The 15,257-nt window shown below is 69.5% G+C and carries 13 protein-coding genes; 9 read left to right on the top strand and 4 right to left on the bottom strand.

Features of this window, described 5'->3' with window-relative positions:
* The first annotated feature begins 4 nt into the window (after positions 1 to 4).
* Positions 5 to 2,614, top strand: coding sequence for an aminopeptidase N (gene pepN, locus FHU39_RS01980; protein WP_183318481.1), 2,610 nt, complete (start codon positions 5 to 7; stop codon positions 2,612 to 2,614).
* 93 nt (positions 2,615 to 2,707) lie between these two features.
* On the opposite strand, the gene malQ is transcribed toward pepN, so the two are convergent.
* Positions 2,708 to 4,828, bottom strand: coding sequence for a 4-alpha-glucanotransferase (gene malQ, locus FHU39_RS01975; protein ID WP_183318479.1), 2,121 nt, complete (start codon positions 4,826 to 4,828; stop codon positions 2,708 to 2,710).
* 60 nt (positions 4,829 to 4,888) lie between these two features.
* Here malQ and FHU39_RS01970 point away from each other — a divergent pair, with 60 nt between their 5' ends.
* Genes FHU39_RS01970 through FHU39_RS01955 form a run of 4 tightly spaced genes read left to right on the top strand, consistent with a single transcriptional unit; the run spans position 4,889 to position 7,822 of the window.
* The gene (locus FHU39_RS01970; protein WP_183318477.1) at positions 4,889 to 5,794 is read left to right on the top strand and encodes a mechanosensitive ion channel family protein; all 906 of its coding nucleotides are present in this window, start codon (positions 4,889 to 4,891) and stop codon (positions 5,792 to 5,794) included.
* Positions 5,795 to 5,800: 6 nt separating this feature from the next.
* Positions 5,801 to 6,184, top strand: coding sequence for a globin (locus FHU39_RS01965; RefSeq protein ID WP_183320832.1), 384 nt, complete (start codon positions 5,801 to 5,803; stop codon positions 6,182 to 6,184).
* 49 nt (positions 6,185 to 6,233) lie between these two features.
* Positions 6,234 to 6,740, top strand: a complete 507-nt coding sequence (locus FHU39_RS01960; protein WP_183318475.1) for a SigE family RNA polymerase sigma factor — start codon at positions 6,234 to 6,236, stop codon at positions 6,738 to 6,740.
* On the top strand, positions 6,737 to 7,822 hold the full coding sequence (locus tag FHU39_RS01955; RefSeq protein WP_183318473.1) for a hypothetical protein: 1,086 nt from the start codon (positions 6,737 to 6,739) through the stop codon (positions 7,820 to 7,822). Before FHU39_RS01960 ends, FHU39_RS01955 begins: the two co-directional genes overlap by 4 nt.
* A 49-nt stretch (positions 7,823 to 7,871) precedes the next feature.
* Here the strand turns inward: FHU39_RS01955 and FHU39_RS01950 are convergent, their stop codons facing one another.
* Entirely contained in the window at positions 7,872 to 8,492 is a 621-nt protein-coding gene (locus tag FHU39_RS01950) for a TetR/AcrR family transcriptional regulator (protein ID WP_183318471.1), read from the bottom strand.
* Positions 8,493 to 8,710: 218 nt separating this feature from the next.
* Between FHU39_RS01950 and FHU39_RS01945 the strand changes: the two genes are divergently transcribed.
* The 4 genes from FHU39_RS01945 (at position 8,711) to FHU39_RS01930 (ending at position 14,034) form a co-directional block, all read left to right on the top strand.
* The gene (locus FHU39_RS01945; RefSeq protein WP_246336140.1) at positions 8,711 to 9,472 is read left to right on the top strand and encodes an SDR family NAD(P)-dependent oxidoreductase; all 762 of its coding nucleotides are present in this window, start codon (positions 8,711 to 8,713) and stop codon (positions 9,470 to 9,472) included.
* Between the two features lie 91 nt (positions 9,473 to 9,563).
* Positions 9,564 to 10,694 carry a DUF5938 domain-containing protein gene (locus FHU39_RS01940; RefSeq protein WP_183318469.1) on the top strand — a complete coding sequence of 377 codons (1,131 nt, stop codon included), beginning with the start codon at positions 9,564 to 9,566 and terminating at the stop codon, positions 10,692 to 10,694.
* Positions 10,695 to 10,703: 9 nt separating this feature from the next.
* Positions 10,704 to 12,266, top strand: a complete 1,563-nt coding sequence (locus FHU39_RS01935) for an acyl-CoA synthetase (protein ID WP_183318467.1) — start codon at positions 10,704 to 10,706, stop codon at positions 12,264 to 12,266.
* 43 nt (positions 12,267 to 12,309) lie between these two features.
* Positions 12,310 to 14,034 (top strand): alpha-amylase family glycosyl hydrolase, encoded by a 1,725-nt coding sequence (locus FHU39_RS01930; RefSeq protein ID WP_183318465.1) that lies wholly within the window; start codon positions 12,310 to 12,312, stop codon positions 14,032 to 14,034.
* Positions 14,035 to 14,161: 127 nt separating this feature from the next.
* Here FHU39_RS01930 and FHU39_RS01925 read toward each other — a convergent pair whose 3' ends face one another.
* Entirely contained in the window at positions 14,162 to 14,794 is a 633-nt protein-coding gene (locus FHU39_RS01925) for a DUF8185 domain-containing protein (RefSeq protein WP_183318463.1), read from the bottom strand.
* Positions 14,791 to 15,255 (bottom strand): acyl-CoA thioesterase, encoded by a 465-nt coding sequence (locus FHU39_RS01920; protein WP_183318461.1) that lies wholly within the window; start codon positions 15,253 to 15,255, stop codon positions 14,791 to 14,793. The genes FHU39_RS01925 and FHU39_RS01920 overlap by 4 nt, the downstream gene beginning before the upstream one ends.
* Positions 15,256 to 15,257 lie beyond the last annotated feature (2 nt).

The raw sequence follows: 15,257 nt of genomic DNA, 5'->3' as shown, positions 1-15,257 counted from the left end.
CATAGTGCCTGGCACCAACCTCACGCGCGAGGAAGCGCAACAGCGTGCATCCGCGCTCACCGTTCAGTCGTATGACGTCACGCTGGACCTGACCACCGGTCCCGAGACGTTCCGCACCACATCCACGGTGCGCTTCGACGCGACCGACACCGCACCGACCTTCGTGGACTTCGTCGGCCCGTCCGTCGAATCGATCACGCTCAACGGCGAATCCGTCGACCCGGCAACGGCGTACGACGGTGCCCGGATCGCACTCCCCGCGCTCGCGGCAACCAACGAGCTGACCGTCCAGGCGACCGGCGCCTACATGAACACCGGCGAGGGACTGCACCGGTTCGTCGACCCGGCGGACAACGAGGTCTACCTCTACACCCAGTTCGAGGTCGCCGACAGCCGCCGCGTGTTCGCGGTCTTCGAGCAGCCCAGCCTGAAGGCGACGTTCGCCTTCACGGTCACCGCACCGGCACGCTGGCAACTGATCTCCAACCAGCCGACGCCGGAGCCGGTGCCCGCCGAGCAGACCTACACCGGGCCGGACGGCACGACGGAGCCGACCGCCACCTGGACCTTCGAGCCGACCCCGCGGGTCTCGTCATACATCACGGCGCTCGTCGCCGGGCCGTACGACGTCGTGCGCGACGAGGTGCAGGCCACCAACGGCACGGTCCCGCTCGGCGTCTACTGCCGCCGGTCGTTGCGCGAATACCTCGACGCCGACAACATTTTCGCGGTCACCAAGAAGGGCTTCGCGTTCTTCGAGGAGCAGTTCGGTGAGCCCTACCCGTTCGCGAAGTACGACCAGATCTTCACCCCCGAGTACAACGCGGGCGCGATGGAGAACGCCGGCTGCGTGACGATCACCGAGACCTACATCTTCCGCACCCAGGTGTCCGGGGCCCTGATCGAGCGGCGCGGGCTGACGATCCTGCACGAACTGGCGCACATGTGGTTCGGCGACCTGGTCACCATGCAGTGGTGGGACGACCTGTGGCTCAACGAGTCGTTCGCCGAGTGGGCGTCGACCTGGTGCCAGGCGGAGGTCACCGAGTGGGACACCGCCTGGACGACGTTCAGCAGCTCCGAGAAGACCTGGGCCTACAAGCAGGACCAGCTGTCCTCGACGCACCCGGTCTACGCGAACATGCGGCATCTGGAGGACGTCGAGGCCAACTTCGACGGCATCACCTACGCCAAGGGCGCGTCGGTGCTCAAACAGCTCGTCGCGTATGTCGGAGTCGAGCCGTTCGTCGCCGGATTGCGTTCGTACTTCAGCAAGTACAAGTGGGGCAACACGACGTTCGACGACCTGCTCGGCGAGCTGGAGGCGACCTCCGGCCGCGACCTGTCCAGCTGGCGGGAGCTGTGGCTGAAGACGTCGGGTGTCAACACGCTGCGCCCGCTGGTCGAGGTGGACGACGACGGCGTCATCACCAAGCTGCAGATCGAGCAGACCGCGGCCGCCGGCTACCCCACGCTGCGCCCGCACCGGCTGGCGATCGGCAGCTACCGGCTCGCGGACGGCGCGCTCACCGCCACCTCGTCGCTCGAGATCGACGTCGAGGGTCCGCTCACCGACGTGTCGAAGCTGGTCGGTGAGCGGATGCCCGACCTGCTGCTGGTCAACGACCAGGACCTCACCTACGCCAAGGTGCGGCTGGACCCGAAGTCGCTGAGCACCGTGCTCGCCAACCCGACGGCGGTGTCCGACTCGCTCGCCCGCGCCGTCATCTTCGGCGCGCTGTGGGACATGACCCGTGACGGTGAACTTCCGCCGCGCGACTACATCCGCTACGCCATCGCCGCGGTGGCGACCGAGACCGATTCGACGCTGCGCCAGACGCTGATCACCCAGATCAACGGCGCCACCACCGCGTTCCTCACCTCCGGGGCGTTCGGGCACGCCACGTCGTTCCTGCGCCCGGAGCACCGGACCGAGGCCGCGAACGAGGCCGCCGCGGCGTTCCGCACGCTGATGACGCGGGCCGAGCCGGGCAGCGACGCCCAGCTGCAGCTCACCCTGGCGTTCGCCCACCAGGCGCGCAGCCAGGACGACGTCGCCTACGTGCGAGCGTTGTTCGACGGCACCGAGGTGCTCGACGGGCTGCCGATGGACACCGACATGAAGTGGTCGCTGCTCACCTCGCTGGCCGTGGCCGGCACGGCGACGGACGCCGAGATCGAGGCCCAGCTGGCCGCCGACAACACCGCAACCGGTGTCGCGCGGGCCGCCGGAGCGCGCGCGGCATACCCGACGGCGGAGGCGAAGGCACGGGCCTGGCACGACCTGGTCGAGACCGACTCGCTGCCCAACGAGACAGCGCGGGCCGTGGCGCTCGGCTTCGGCCGGGTGCACGACACCGCGCTCCTCGAGCCGTATGTCGAGCGCTATCACGCCGCGCTGCGGGACGTCTGGGACGCCCGCACGTACGCGATGGCCGCCAACTTCGTGGTCGTGCTCTACCCCGTCGCCCTGGCCAGCCAGGAGCTCGTGGACGCGACGGAGCAGTGGCTCGCGCAGAACCAGGACGCTCCCGCCGGCCTGGTGCGGCTGGTCGCCGAGAACCGCGACATCGTCCGGGTCGCCCTCACCGCGCAGGCGCGCGACGAGGCCTGATCGACCGGCATACCCATGCATTGAGCGGCGTAGCGAATCAGGGCGATTCGCTACGCCGCTCAATGCGGAGGTGCGCCGGTCAATCGATGGGAGTCAGCGGCGAGTCACCGCGCGGATCAACCGTTTCGCCCGCCGGGACACCATCAGGTCGTCCAGCGTCGTCGGCTGCCGGTCGGCACCGCTGACCGGCAGTCGCCAGTTGGGGTACTCCTCGTCGGTGCCCGGCTGGTTGATCGTCCGGACGTCCCCGGCCAGGTCGTTCACGGAGACGCCGAGCAGCTTGCTGGGCGACCAGGTGAGGAACCGGTGCAGGGCGTCGACCTCGTCGTCGACGGACGTGCCGAAGCGCAGCAGCCCGCGCGAGCGCAGCTCCCCGAGCATCGCCTCGCGCTGCTCCTCGTCGATGCGCTGCTCCTCCTCCAGCGACCGGGTGAGCAGGCCGAGCTCGTCCCGGACGCGGATGTGCTCTCCCCGCAGATAACCGGCGGTCGGCGGCAGGTCGTGCGTGGTGACACTCGCGAACGCCAACGTCCGGTAGGTCTCCGGTGGCCGCGGTCCGCCGTCCTCCTTCCGCTCGAACCACAGCACCGAGGTGCCGAGCACTCCCCTGTCCGCGAGATAGTCGCGCACCCAATCCTCAGTGGTGCCAAGGTCTTCGCCGATCACGATGGCCCGCGCACGCTGCGCCTCCAGCGCGAGGATGCCGACCATCGCCTCGTGGTCGTAGCGCACGTAGGTGCCTTCCAGCGGCTTCTTGCCCGCGGGCACCCACCACAACCGGAACAGGCCGAGCACGTGGTCGACACGCAGCCCGCCCGCCATCCGCAGCACGGTCCGGAGCATGTCGCGGTACGGCGCGTAACCGCTCTCGGCCAACCGGTCCGGCCGCCACGGCGGCTGACTCCAGCCCTGCCCGAGCTGGTTGTAGTCGTCCGGTGGTGCGCCGACCTCGATCCCCTCGGCGAGCACATCCCGCAACGCCCACGCGTCCGCGCCCTCGGAGTGGACGCCGACCGCCAGGTCGTGGATGACGCCGATCGACATACCGGCGGCCCGCAACTCCCGCTGCGCGTCGAGGAACTGCGACTGCACCACCCATTGCAACCAGCAGTAGAAGTCGACGTCCTCACCGAGCCGCGTTCGCTCCGCGGCAACCGCGTCGGTGCGCGGATCGCGCAGTTCCTCCGGCCAGCTCTTCCAGTCCGGCCCGCGGTCGGCGGCGATCGCGCACCAGGTCGCGAAGTCCAGCAGCGCCTGCCCTTCCCGCTCGACGAAGCTCTCCAGGTCGCGGCGCCGCCGATGGGTGCTCTCGGTGCGGAAGATCATCCGCAGCGCGGCCCGCTTGGACTGCCAGCTGCCGTCGCGGTCCAGATGATCCAGCTTGTTCAGCCGGCGGGCGTCGTCGCTGTGCCACTCGACGAGCTGGTGCTGCGCCGCGGACAGGTAGCCGAGTTCGGGCACCTCCTCGACGCGGATGTAACCCGGGTTGACGAACCTGCGGGAGGTGGGCAGGTATGGCGAGGGCTCCAGCGGCGGCACGGGTTCCGCGGCGTGCACGGGATTGATCAGCACGAAGTCGGCACCCTGACGCACCGCCCAGGTCCCGAGCTCGGCCAGGTCCGCGACGTCGCCGAGACCCCAGGACCGTTCCGAGCGCAGCGAATACAGCTGTGCCGTCAGGCCCCAGGCCCGGTCGTGCTCCAGCGCTGCCGGCAGCGCGAGCCGCTCGGGCGTCACGATGACCGTGGTGCGCACGGTCCGGCCGGCGTCATACGTGACCTCCAGCTCGTGGTAGCCGAGCGGGAGGTCACCGGGCAGTTCGACGTTGAACTCCGCGGTCAGGACGCCGTCGACCTCACGCGACCCGGGCGGCTGGTCGATGGGACGCAGGTCGCGAACCACGCCGTTTTCCAACGTGACTCGCGCATCGACCGAGTCCTCGCCCTCGGGGACGTGCACCGGCACCCACGGCGTCCAGCCCTCGCGCATGACGATGACGGGCGGCAGCACCCGGCGCCAGGACTCCAGCTCCTGGTCCACCAGCGCCTGCTCGATGGCGGGCGCGTCGCTCGCGTCGACGTCCAGCGCGGCCAGCACCGCAACGATCGTGTCGGCACCGACCACGACGTGGTTGCCACGCCAGTCCCAATATTCGGTCGCAACACCGTGGGCGCGTGCGAGGCGAGCGAGTGATTCGGAGGGGGCTTCGGGCATGGCAGCAGTCTGTCAGAGCCGATTTGCGTCACTGGGATGCCCGGCCGTCATGATGGGCACATGTCGCTTGCACCTGCCGCCACGGACAGCGAATCGACCCTCCAGTGGGCCGTCGGCGCCCCGCTGATGGTCGTCTGCATCATCCTCGGCGCCGTCGTGCTGCGCTGGATCGTCGTCCGCGCCATCGATCGCGCCGTCCACGCGATGGAACACCGGCAGAACCCGGCCCGGGTGAGTCGCGCCGGCCGCGTGCTCCGCGAAGCCGCGGGCCTGGACTCCGAGCGGCGCAAACAACGGGCCGCCACGATGGGTTCGATCCTGCGGTCGATCTCCACGATCCTCATCTTCGGCATCGCCGGCCTCACCGTGATGGGTCGACTCGGTGTGCCGCTGGCCCCGCTCCTCGCATCCGCCGGAGTCGGCGGGGTCGCGCTCGGTTTCGGGGCGCAGAGCCTGGTCAAGGACTTCCTCTCCGGGATCTTCATGATCATGGAGGACCAGTACGGCGTGGGTGACGTCATCGACACCGGGCAGGCGATCGGGACCGTGGAGGAGGTCACGCTGCGCGTGACGCGGGTCCGCGACGCCCAGGGGGTCGTCTGGTACGTCCGCAACGGCGAGATCCTGCGCGTCGGCAACAAGTCCCAGGGTTACGCGTCGATCTTCATCGACATCCCGATCGGCAGCGACCAGTCCGTCGAGACCGCCCTGCAGGTGCTGCGCACCGTCGTGGCCCAGGTGCACGACCGGTCCCCGTGGCACGAGAAGCTGCTGGAGGAGCCGGTCGTCGCCGGCGTCGAGTCGATGTCGGGCGGCATGGTCACGCTGCGCGTCGTCGCCACCTCCGTCCCGAACGAACAGTATGCCGTGGCCCGCGAGATCCGGGAACAGGCGAAGCTGGCGCTCGACCGGGCCGGGGTGCGAGGGCCGCAGCTGCCGCCGTACAGCAGCCCGAACGCCACCTGAGAGGATCTGGGGGTGACCACGTTCTACGACGAAGTCGGGGGGCACGAGACCTTCCAGAAGCTGGTGCACGAGTTCTACCTCGGGGTCGCGGGCGACCCGCCGCTGAAGGCGATCTACCCCGAGGAGGACCTCGGTCCGGCCGAGGACCGGCTGCGGATGTTCCTGGAGCAGTACTGGGGTGGCCCGACCACCTACAGCGAGCGCCGTGGCCACCCGCGGCTGCGGATGCGGCACGTCCCCTACGCCGTCACCCCGGCACAGCGGGACCGCTGGTTGCTGCACATGCTGAACGCCGTCGACACCCTGGACCTGGACGAGCAGCACGACGGGATGCTGCGTGACTACCTGACCCGCGCGGCCTACTCGCTGGTGAACAGCTGGGACGACTGACACCCTGTCGCTGACAACCGAACCGCCGCGTCAGGGGCTCTGACAGGACATGACCAGGGGAACCCGCGAACCGCCCGGCTTCAGCGACTTCGTCGCTGCGCGGGGCCCGTCGCTCGTGCGGACCGCGACGTTGCTCACCCACGACCATGCGGCGGCCGAGGATCTGGTGCAGACCGCGCTGGCCAAGGCGTGGCCGAAATGGGAGCGCACCGAGCAGCACGAGGCCTACGTGCGCAAGATCATCGTGCACGAGTTCGCCCGCGGCTGGCGGCGCAAGTGGCGCGGGGAGATCGCGACCGAGACCCTGCCCGAGCGACCGCACCCGGACGGCACCGACACCGTCGCGGCACGCGAGGACCTGATGCGTGCCCTGGCGGGGCTTCCGCGCAAGCAGCGCGCGGTGATCGTGCTGCGCTACTTCCACGACTACAGCGAGGCCGACATCGCCGCGGCGCTGGGCATCAGCACCGGCACGGTCAAGTCACACGCGTCGCGCGGACTGGCGGCGCTGCGGGTCAGCAGCGACATCGCGGATCGCGCGGAGAGGCAGTCATGAGCTTTACGACCGATGAACTACGCGCGGCGATGCAGTCGTATGCCGACGACGTGGCGCTGCCGGATCCCGCCGCCCTGGTCGCGGGTGCCGAGCACAAGCGGGCGCACAGCCGCAGGGTCCGCACGGCGGTCGTCGCCGGTGCCGCCGCAGTGCTGATGGCGGTGGTGACCGTTGTCGGCATACACGGCATCGGGGACGAAAAAGCACTGACCCCAGCGCAGTTGAACAAGAAGTTCCACACTCACTACGCGGAGTACACGCACGGCCTGAAGCTGACCGACATCGTCGAGGTACCGATCCAGAAGGTCGCCGACCCCAACTCGGCGGGCCGGTCGAGCAAGGCGGTGGAGGTCACGTTCCCCGCGGTGGGATCGGCCGTTTACATCGCCTGCGACCACACGCTCGTCACCGGCACGCTCACCGCCGCCCAGCGGGAGGCGGAGTCCGCGGCGATGACCCAGCTCCGCGGGAGCGCCGATGCGTTCGCGACGTGCGATCCGATGGTGGAGTCCATGCTCGGCGCGGTCAAGCCGGGCGAGGGACAGAAGCTCTGGATCGCGACCAGCGGCGTGCCGAAGCGGTCGCAGTCGCCCATTGCGATCTACACCCAGGTCGACTGGGAGAGTTACCCGGCCAAGACACACAACCTGACCGCGAAACCCAATGCGCTGACTGCGATCTCACCCGGAGAGTTCGATGCGCGCTTCGCCGGAACCGGCGCCGTGTCGGCCAGCAAGCGGGTACGGGTTCCGGCGTCCGTGCTTCGCGGTGCGCAACTGTCCGTCGCCCCCAGCAGCACCGGACGGTTCCAGGTGCTCGTCGACGGCAAGGCCCAGCGTCTCGACTACACCGGCGAAGCCGCAGCCGACTCCGGAGGCTCGTGGGGGTGGCTGCCTCCCGGCCCCGAACCGGAGGTGAGGGGCACCTGGTACGACTACTGGCCGGACAGTGCACGGAGCAACCTGGCCGCCGCCCCCGCCATGATCGCCGGGCCGAACCCCGGTGCGAGCGCCCTCATCACGATCCGGGCGGTCGGCGCGACCGGGCCGTGGCAGGCGATGCTGACCTGGCAGAAGAAGTAGCACCGCGCGCCGGTCGCCAGGCTGTGTCACGACGCGGGTCGGCCGCGGGCTATTTCACGAGTTGTTCGAGCAGCGCGGTCGCCTGCTCCTGGAGCTGTTGTGGCGCCTCGTCGTCGCCGGCGTGATAGCGGACGAGGCAGTCGTCGAAGAGCCCGTCGAAGGCCACGTAGGCCAGCAGGGGGCTGACCCGCACCGGCGCCTTCCGTAGCTCCCCGTAGCGGGAGACGATCGCCCAGATCATCTGCTGCAGCCGCTCGTCGATCGCGCGCACGTCGTCCCGCAGGGCGGGTTCGAACATCGACTGGGCGCGCATGTCATACCAGAGCCGGTGCATCGCGGTGTCCTCCAGGAGCGTCTGGCGCATCGCGGCGGCGAAACCGTAACGCAACTCCAGCGGGGAGCTCGCGGACGCGACGAGCTCGTCATACCGGGTCGCGCACTGCTCCTTGTAGCGCCGCACGCAGTACCCGAGCAGCTCGAGCTTGTCGTTGAAGTAGTAGTGCACGACGCCGTGCGACAGCTCACTGTTCTCGGCGATGTCACGCAGGCTCGTGCGGGCGAAACCCAACTCCCCCAACGTGATGAGCGCAGCGTCCGCCAACTCGTCGCGCCGCCGCTGGATCTTCTCCTCACGGGGAACCTTGGCCATCGCCGGCGCTGTTCTGCCCATCACGACCTCCAGGTGTCCGTCCGCTGCCGTCCGCAGTCACGATCTCACAGTCGGCGACCGCGCGGCCGGACGGCGCTTCTATATGCAAGTGTCCAATTTTTTCTTGACGTACGTCAAGAATTGGACACAGGATGGGTCGGGCACCGTTCCGCGGCTGCTCCTGCCAGGTCCGCACCGCGCGGCATCCGGCCCGGAATCCGACGTCGAAGGAGACGAGCATGAGCGCATTCGAGCTGACCGGACGCAAGGCACTGGTGACCGGCGGGGCCCGCGGGCTGGGCGAGGCGATGGCGAGCGCGCTCGCCGCGGCGGGTGCCTCCGTGGTGATCGCCGACGTGCTCGAGGAGTTGGGGACCGAAACGGCGCAGCGGCTCAGCACGGGAGGCGGCGACGTGTCGTTCGTCCGACTGGACGTCACCGATGACGACTCGTGGGCGGCTGCGATCGACGCTGCCGTCCGGACCCTCGGCGGCCTCGACGTGCTGGTCAACAACGCCGGGGTGGAGATCACCAGTCTCTTCGTGGACCTGGACGCCGACCAGATCCACCGGATGCTCGAGGTCAACGTGCTGGGCACCGCACTCGGCATCAAGCACGGCCTGCGCGCGATGCGGCCGGAGGGAGCCGCCGGCGCCGGTGGCTCGATCGTCAACATCGCCTCGGTGGCCGAAACCATCGCGTTCCCGGGCATCGGCATCTACTCCGCCACCAAGTCGGCGGTCGACCGGATGACCCGCGTCGCGGCGATGGAGGCCGGCAAACTCGGGTACGGCGTGCGGGTCAACTGCATCTACCCCGGTCTCGTGCCCACCGAGATGGGCGCCGGGCTGGCCAACGACGTGGCCCGGATCGGCCTGTTCGAGAGCCCGGACGCGGCCGTGGGCGCGGTCGTCGAACAGACCCCGTCCGGGCGGCTGGGCACGCCCGAGGACATGGCCGATGCGGTCGTCTTCCTGGCTCCGACGCCGCGCGGTTCGTGACCGGCGCGGGGCTCGCCGTCGACGGCGGCATGGGCATGTGACGCCCGGATCGCCATACCCACCAACCAGTTCCGATCGAAAGGCCAGCCTCATGACTGATCAGCGCCCCGTCGTCGTCTACGGAGCCAGCGGCTACACCGGCCGCCTCGTCTGCGAATACCTGCGCGAGTACGGCGTCCCCTTCATCGCGGCCGGCCGCAGCGAGGAGAAGCTCACCGATTCGATGACCGCGCACGTCGCCGGCATCGAGACGGCGGACTACGAGGTGCGCACGGTGGAGCACACGACCGAGGCCCTCACCGAGCTGTTCTCCGGGTCCTCGGTGGTGTGCAACACTGTCGGGCCGTTCAGCGATCTCGGCCCCGAGGTCGTGCAGGCAGCCGTCGCCGCAGGGCTGCACTACCTGGACACCTCCGGTGAGCAGGACTGGTTGGTGACCTGCGACGACGAGTACGGCGAGCAGTTCCGCGAGAAGGGGCTGCTCCTGGCCCCCGGCGTCGCCCAGATGTACACGACCGGTGAGATCGCAGCGCAGATCGCGCTGGAGAAGCCGGGTCTGGACACCCTCGACATCGCGGTCTTCTGGGGCGGCAGCCCGACGATCGCCTCGACCCGCACGATCCTGGTCAACGCCGCGACCAGCAACGCCTACTACCTGGAGCAGAACACCTTCGTGGAGTTCGATCCCGACCAGGGGCTGGTGCCGTTGGTGGTCCCCGGGCAGCACGAACTCGCACAGTCGCTGCCGTGGGGCGGCACCTCGCACCCGGTGTGGTTCCGGCGGGACCCGCGGGTCGCCAACTGCAAGGCGCAGGGCGGGGTCTTCAACGCGGCGCTGATGCACGGCGTACCGCAGATCGTGGCGGCGGCGCTGGAGGCGACCAAGGACATGACACCCGAGGACCGCGATGCCGCGCTGACCGCGACGGCGCGTCAGGTGATGGACCAGATGCCACCCCGGGAGAACCCGCGCATCAACAAGTCGCTGGACTCGGTGCACGCGTCCGGTCCGCTCGGTCGCGCGCACTGCGTCATACACGGCAACAGCAACTACAAGCAGACCGGTCTGCTGCAGGCCTATGCGGCGTACAGCCTGCTGCAGCAACCACCGCGGCGCGCCGGGTTCGCCTCGGGGTGCCAGGCGTTCGGGCATCGTGAACTGCTGGGCGTGCTGCGCACGTTCGGGTTGGTGTCCGAGCCCATCCTGACCGTCCACGACTGAGGCCGGCACATGCGGCTGGTCGACTATCTCGACAAGGGCTTCTCCATCGCCCCCGACGCGCCCTGCCTCACGACGGACGGCGAGACGCTGACGTACGGCGATGTGCGCGCACTCGCCGGGCGGATCGCGAATGCGTTGAGCGCGTGCGGTGTTCGCCCCGGGGACAAGGTGGCGATCATCTCCGGCAACGACCCGGTGGCGTTCACCTGCGTCTTCGGGATCAGCCGCGCCGGAGCGGTGTGGTGCCCGATCAACCCGCGCAACGAAGCCGGCGAGAACCGGGAGCTGCTGGACCTGTTCGACTGTTCGGTGGTCGTCTACGCCCCCGACTACGGGTCGTTGGTGTCGGCCATCAAGCCGGAGCTGCCGCACGTGCACACCTGGGTGCGGCTCGGGCAGCCAGGGGGCACGGAGACCGCAGGTTCGTTGAGCTGGCACGAATTCCTCGATGCCGCAACGTCATCGACCGACATCGACGAACCCGCGGTCGACGATCTCGCGATGATCGTCGGCACCGGCGGCACCTCCGGGCGCCCGAAGGGCGTCATGCTGCAGGGCAGCAATCTGGAGGCGATGACCGCCATCACGTTGATGAGCTACCCGTTCGCCGGACGTCCGGTGTATCTCGCGCTCGCGCCGCTCACACACGCCGCCGGAGTCCTGTGCTTCCCGATCATGGCGTACGGCGGCGAGATCGTCATCATGCGCGCCCCGGACGTCGGGCGGTTCCTGAAACTGATCGAGCAACACCGGGTCACGCACACCTTCCTGCCGCCGACGGTGATCTACATGGTGCTCGCCCACGACGCCCTCGAAACCACGGATCTGTCGTCGTTGCAGTGCTTCTGGTATGGCGCCGCACCCATGTCGGTCGCGAGACTGACCGAGGCGATCCAGCGGATCGGTCCGGTGATGGCCCAGCTCTTCGGGCAGACCGAGGCGCCGATGATGATCTCGACGATGGCACCGGCCGACCACTTCAACCCCGACGGTTCGCCGGCCGTCGACCGGCTGTCCTCCGCCGGCCGGCCGTCACCGCTGACCACCGTCGCGATCATGGGGGCCGACGGCGCGCTGCTCGCCCCGGGCGAGCACGGCGAGATCGTGGTGCGCGGCTCGCTCGTCATGCCCGGCTACTACAAGAACGACGAGGAGAACGCCACGGCATCCCGGTTCGGCTGGCACCACACCGGCGACATCGGCTACCTCGACGACGACAACTTCCTCTACGTCGTCGACCGGGCCAAGGACATGATCATCACCGGCGGCTTCAACGTCTACTCCACCGAGGTGGAGCAGGCCGCGCTGTCGCACCCGGACGTCCAGGACTGCGCGGTCATCGGCCTCCCCGACGACAAGTGGGGCGAACGTGTCGTCGCCGTCGTCCAGTCGCGCCCGGGCCGCCACCCCGACCCGGAGCAGGTGGTCGCGCACGTCAAGTCCCGGATCGGGAGTGTGAAGGCCCCCAAGGAGGTCCTGGTCTGGGCGGACCTGCCCCGGTCCAGGGTGGGCAAGGTGCTCAAGACCGAGATCAAGGCCACGCTGCTGGGCGGGGGCGAACAACCCGGCTGAGGACGATGTGCGTTTTGCGGGCGCAATCGGCACACTTGTGCGGGTGACCGTTTCGACCAACACCTCACACCTCGTGCACCCTTGCCACCCGAACGGCGAATGGTGGCGCAGCGCCGTGATCTACCAGATCTACCCGCGCTCCTGGGCGGACGGTGACGGCAACGGCATCGGCGATCTGCCGGGCATCACCGGACATCTGCCCTACCTGCGCGCCCTCGGCGTCGACGCCATCTGGCTGTCGCCGTTCTACACCTCGCCGCAGGCCGACGCCGGGTACGACGTGGCCGACTACCGCAACGTCGACGCACTCTTCGGCACCCTCACCGACGCCGACGAGCTGATCCGGGTCGCGCACGCGAACCAGTTGCGGGTGGTCGTCGACCTCGTCCCCAACCACACCTCCGACGAGCACGTGTGGTTCCAGGCTGCGCTGGCCGCAGCACCCGGGTCACCCGAGCGCGACCGCTACGTGTTCCGCGAGGGCACCGGCGCCGGTGGTGAGGAGCCGCCGAACGACTGGCAGAGCGTCTTCGGCGGTCCGGCGTGGACCCGGGTCACCGAGCAGGACGGCACACCGGGTCAGTGGTACCTGCACCTGTTCGACACCAAACAGCCCGACCTCAACTGGGAGAACCCAGTCGTACGAAGCGAATTCGAGGACATCCTGCGGTTCTGGCTGGACCGCGGCGTCGACGGCTTCCGGGTCGACGTCGCGCACGGACTCATCAAGGCGCACGGCCTGCCGGACTGGGAAGGTCCGATGAACATGCTCGACATGACCGAGGAGCGGACGCCGCCACCGATGTGGGACCAGGACGGCGTCCACGAGATCTACCGCGACTGGCGCAAGATCCTCGACTCCTACCCGGGCCAGCGCGCGATGTGCGCGGAGGCGTGGGTGGAGCCGCCGGAGCGGGCCGCCCGCTACGTGCGCAGCGACGAGTTCCAGCAGTCGTTCAACTTCGACTTCCTCACCACGCCGTGGCGCGCGGCCGACCTGATCGAGTCGATCGACCGCTCCTACCGCGCCAACGACCAGGTCGGGGCACCGACGACCTGGGTGCTGTCCAACCACGATGTGGTCCGGCACGCCACCCGGCTCGCCCTTCCGGTCGGCGAACCACGCCCGAACGGCATCTTCGCCACCGACCCGCAGCCCGACGCCGAGTTGGGTCTGCGGCGGGCCCGCGCCGCCACCACGCTGATGCTGGCGCTGCCCGGCGGCGCCTACCTCTACTACGGGGAAGAGCTCGGACTGCCCGATCACACGACGCTGCCGAACGAGGTGCGTCAGGACCCGGCATACGAGCGGACCGGGCACAAGGACGCCGGTCGCGACGGCTGCCGCATCCCGATGCCGTGGGAAAAGGACTCCCCTGCCTACGGATTCGGCTCTGAACAGCAGCCCTGGCTCCCCCAGCCCGAGTCGTACGGCGCCCTCGCCGTCGACCAGCAGGAGGGCGTCGCGGGCTCGACGCTGGAGCTGTACCGGACGCTACTGCGCGTCCGCCGCGAACTCGATCTGGGCGAGGGATCGCTGACCGCGGTCGACCTCGGACCCGACGTGGTCGCCTACGACGTCGCCAGCGGCGCCGACACGGTGCGGGTCATCCTCAACCTCGGCACCGCCGATGTCGAATTGCCCTCTGCCGCAGAGGTTCTCGTCGGCAGCGAGCAGGGTCTCGATACAGCCTCCTCCGCTTCGCTCCCCCGGCCACTCGACCCGCGAGTGCTCCCCACGGACACCGCGGTCTGGCTACGCCTCTGACGCACCCGACCGCGTCGAGGCGGCCGCGCGTCGAGGCGGCCGAGCTTGTCGAGGTCACCTCGCCCATCGAGGCGGCCGAGCCTGTCGAGGCCACCACACCCCTCGAGACCGCCACCGCTGACTCTGGTCACCGGATGAGGACGTGCCCGACCGGGGTGGTCACCCGATGCCACGTGCCGGAAGCGAACACCAGGGCGGTCTCCCCGACCGCGAATCCCAAGGCGTAGCAGGCGAATGCCACCCCGGAGGGCAGGCCCTCCAGGCTCTCGGTCGGCGGCATCGGGCGCGACCACACGAAGCTGCGCAGTGCGTCGACGGCGTGCGCGCCGGACCCCTCGGGTGCCGACGCGGTGATCTCGGCGATGCCGGAGGTCGCGACCTCGTTCATCGTCGCGACGGAGATCTCACCCACCTGCTGCCACCCGCCCTGCGGCGGTGACACCGACGCCCAGGCGGCACGCACCTCGGTCGGCGGCACCGACAACTCGGCACCGTGCGGTTCACGCGCGAAACGGTCGGCGAGCCCGGCCATCGGGACCACGACGTCCAGCCCGGCCGGCTCGGCCAGCGGCAGGACGCGCAGCCCGAGCGTCATACCCTCGCGGGTCAGCCCATGCCCGGGCAGCACACCCACCCACGCCGCGAGCGCGCCGCCGACGGACTGCAAGCGCATGGCACCGTCGGAGTCCAGTTGCCGCGCGCGTGCGACGTACGTCGCCAGGTCCGCACGGGTGTCGGCGTCGGCCAGCCGCAGGATCACCGGTGCCCCTTGGGGCGGCGCTTCATGCGCACCGGTTCGCCGGCGTAGCGGTGCAACACCTCACGGTGCTCCGGGGCGATGCGCACCGGGCGCTGGGTCTTCATGTCGAAGACCACCTGGGTCGTCTCGGCCACGGCATACACCTCCGAGTCCGGATCCCGGCCGGCACGGACCTCGTAGCTCGTGTCGAACGAGGCCCCCGCCATGTTCGACACCCAGATCGCGACCACGACCGGCTCCGCACGCCAGTGCAGCTGCCGCAGGTAGTCGATCTCGGCCCTGGCCACCAGCAGTGGCGGGCGGCCGTCGGGGCCGGTCTTCATCCCGGTGAACCACTCGGCCATCCCGAGAACCCGGGCTTCCTCGAGCAACCGCAGGAACTGCACGTTGTTGACATGGCCCAGCGCGTCCATGTCGGACCAGCGGACGGGAATGTCGATGTAATACGGGCGGGCAGGCATGC

Origin of the sequence: Flexivirga oryzae (assembly GCF_014190805.1) — a bacterium.
Taxonomy (GTDB): Bacteria; Actinomycetota; Actinomycetes; order Actinomycetales; family Dermatophilaceae; genus Flexivirga; species Flexivirga oryzae.
Note: the sequence above shows the minus strand (reverse complement) of the source record. Positions and strands in the feature narration are given on the sequence as shown.

Bases quoted from the DNA above. Each gene is read 5' to 3' on its own strand.
- FHU39_RS01960 (WP_183318475.1), top strand. From the start codon at position 6,234: ATGACCAGGGGAACCCGCGAACCGCCCGGCTTCAGCGACTTCGTCGCT.
- FHU39_RS01935 (WP_183318467.1), top strand. From the start codon at position 10,704: ATGCGGCTGGTCGACTATCTCGACAAGGGCTTCTCCATCGCCCCCGAC.
- FHU39_RS01945 (WP_246336140.1), top strand. From the start codon at position 8,711: ATGAGCGCATTCGAGCTGACCGGACGCAAGGCACTGGTGACCGGCGGG.
- FHU39_RS01940 (WP_183318469.1), top strand. From the start codon at position 9,564: ATGACTGATCAGCGCCCCGTCGTCGTCTACGGAGCCAGCGGCTACACC.
- FHU39_RS01970 (WP_183318477.1), top strand. From the start codon at position 4,889: ATGTCGCTTGCACCTGCCGCCACGGACAGCGAATCGACCCTCCAGTGG.
- FHU39_RS01950 (WP_183318471.1), bottom strand. From the start codon at position 8,492: ATGGGCAGAACAGCGCCGGCGATGGCCAAGGTTCCCCGTGAGGAGAAG.
- malQ (WP_183318479.1), bottom strand. From the start codon at position 4,828: ATGCCCGAAGCCCCCTCCGAATCACTCGCTCGCCTCGCACGCGCCCAC.
- FHU39_RS01920 (WP_183318461.1), bottom strand. From the start codon at position 15,255: ATGCCTGCCCGCCCGTATTACATCGACATTCCCGTCCGCTGGTCCGAC.
- FHU39_RS01955 (WP_183318473.1), top strand. From the start codon at position 6,737: ATGAGCTTTACGACCGATGAACTACGCGCGGCGATGCAGTCGTATGCC.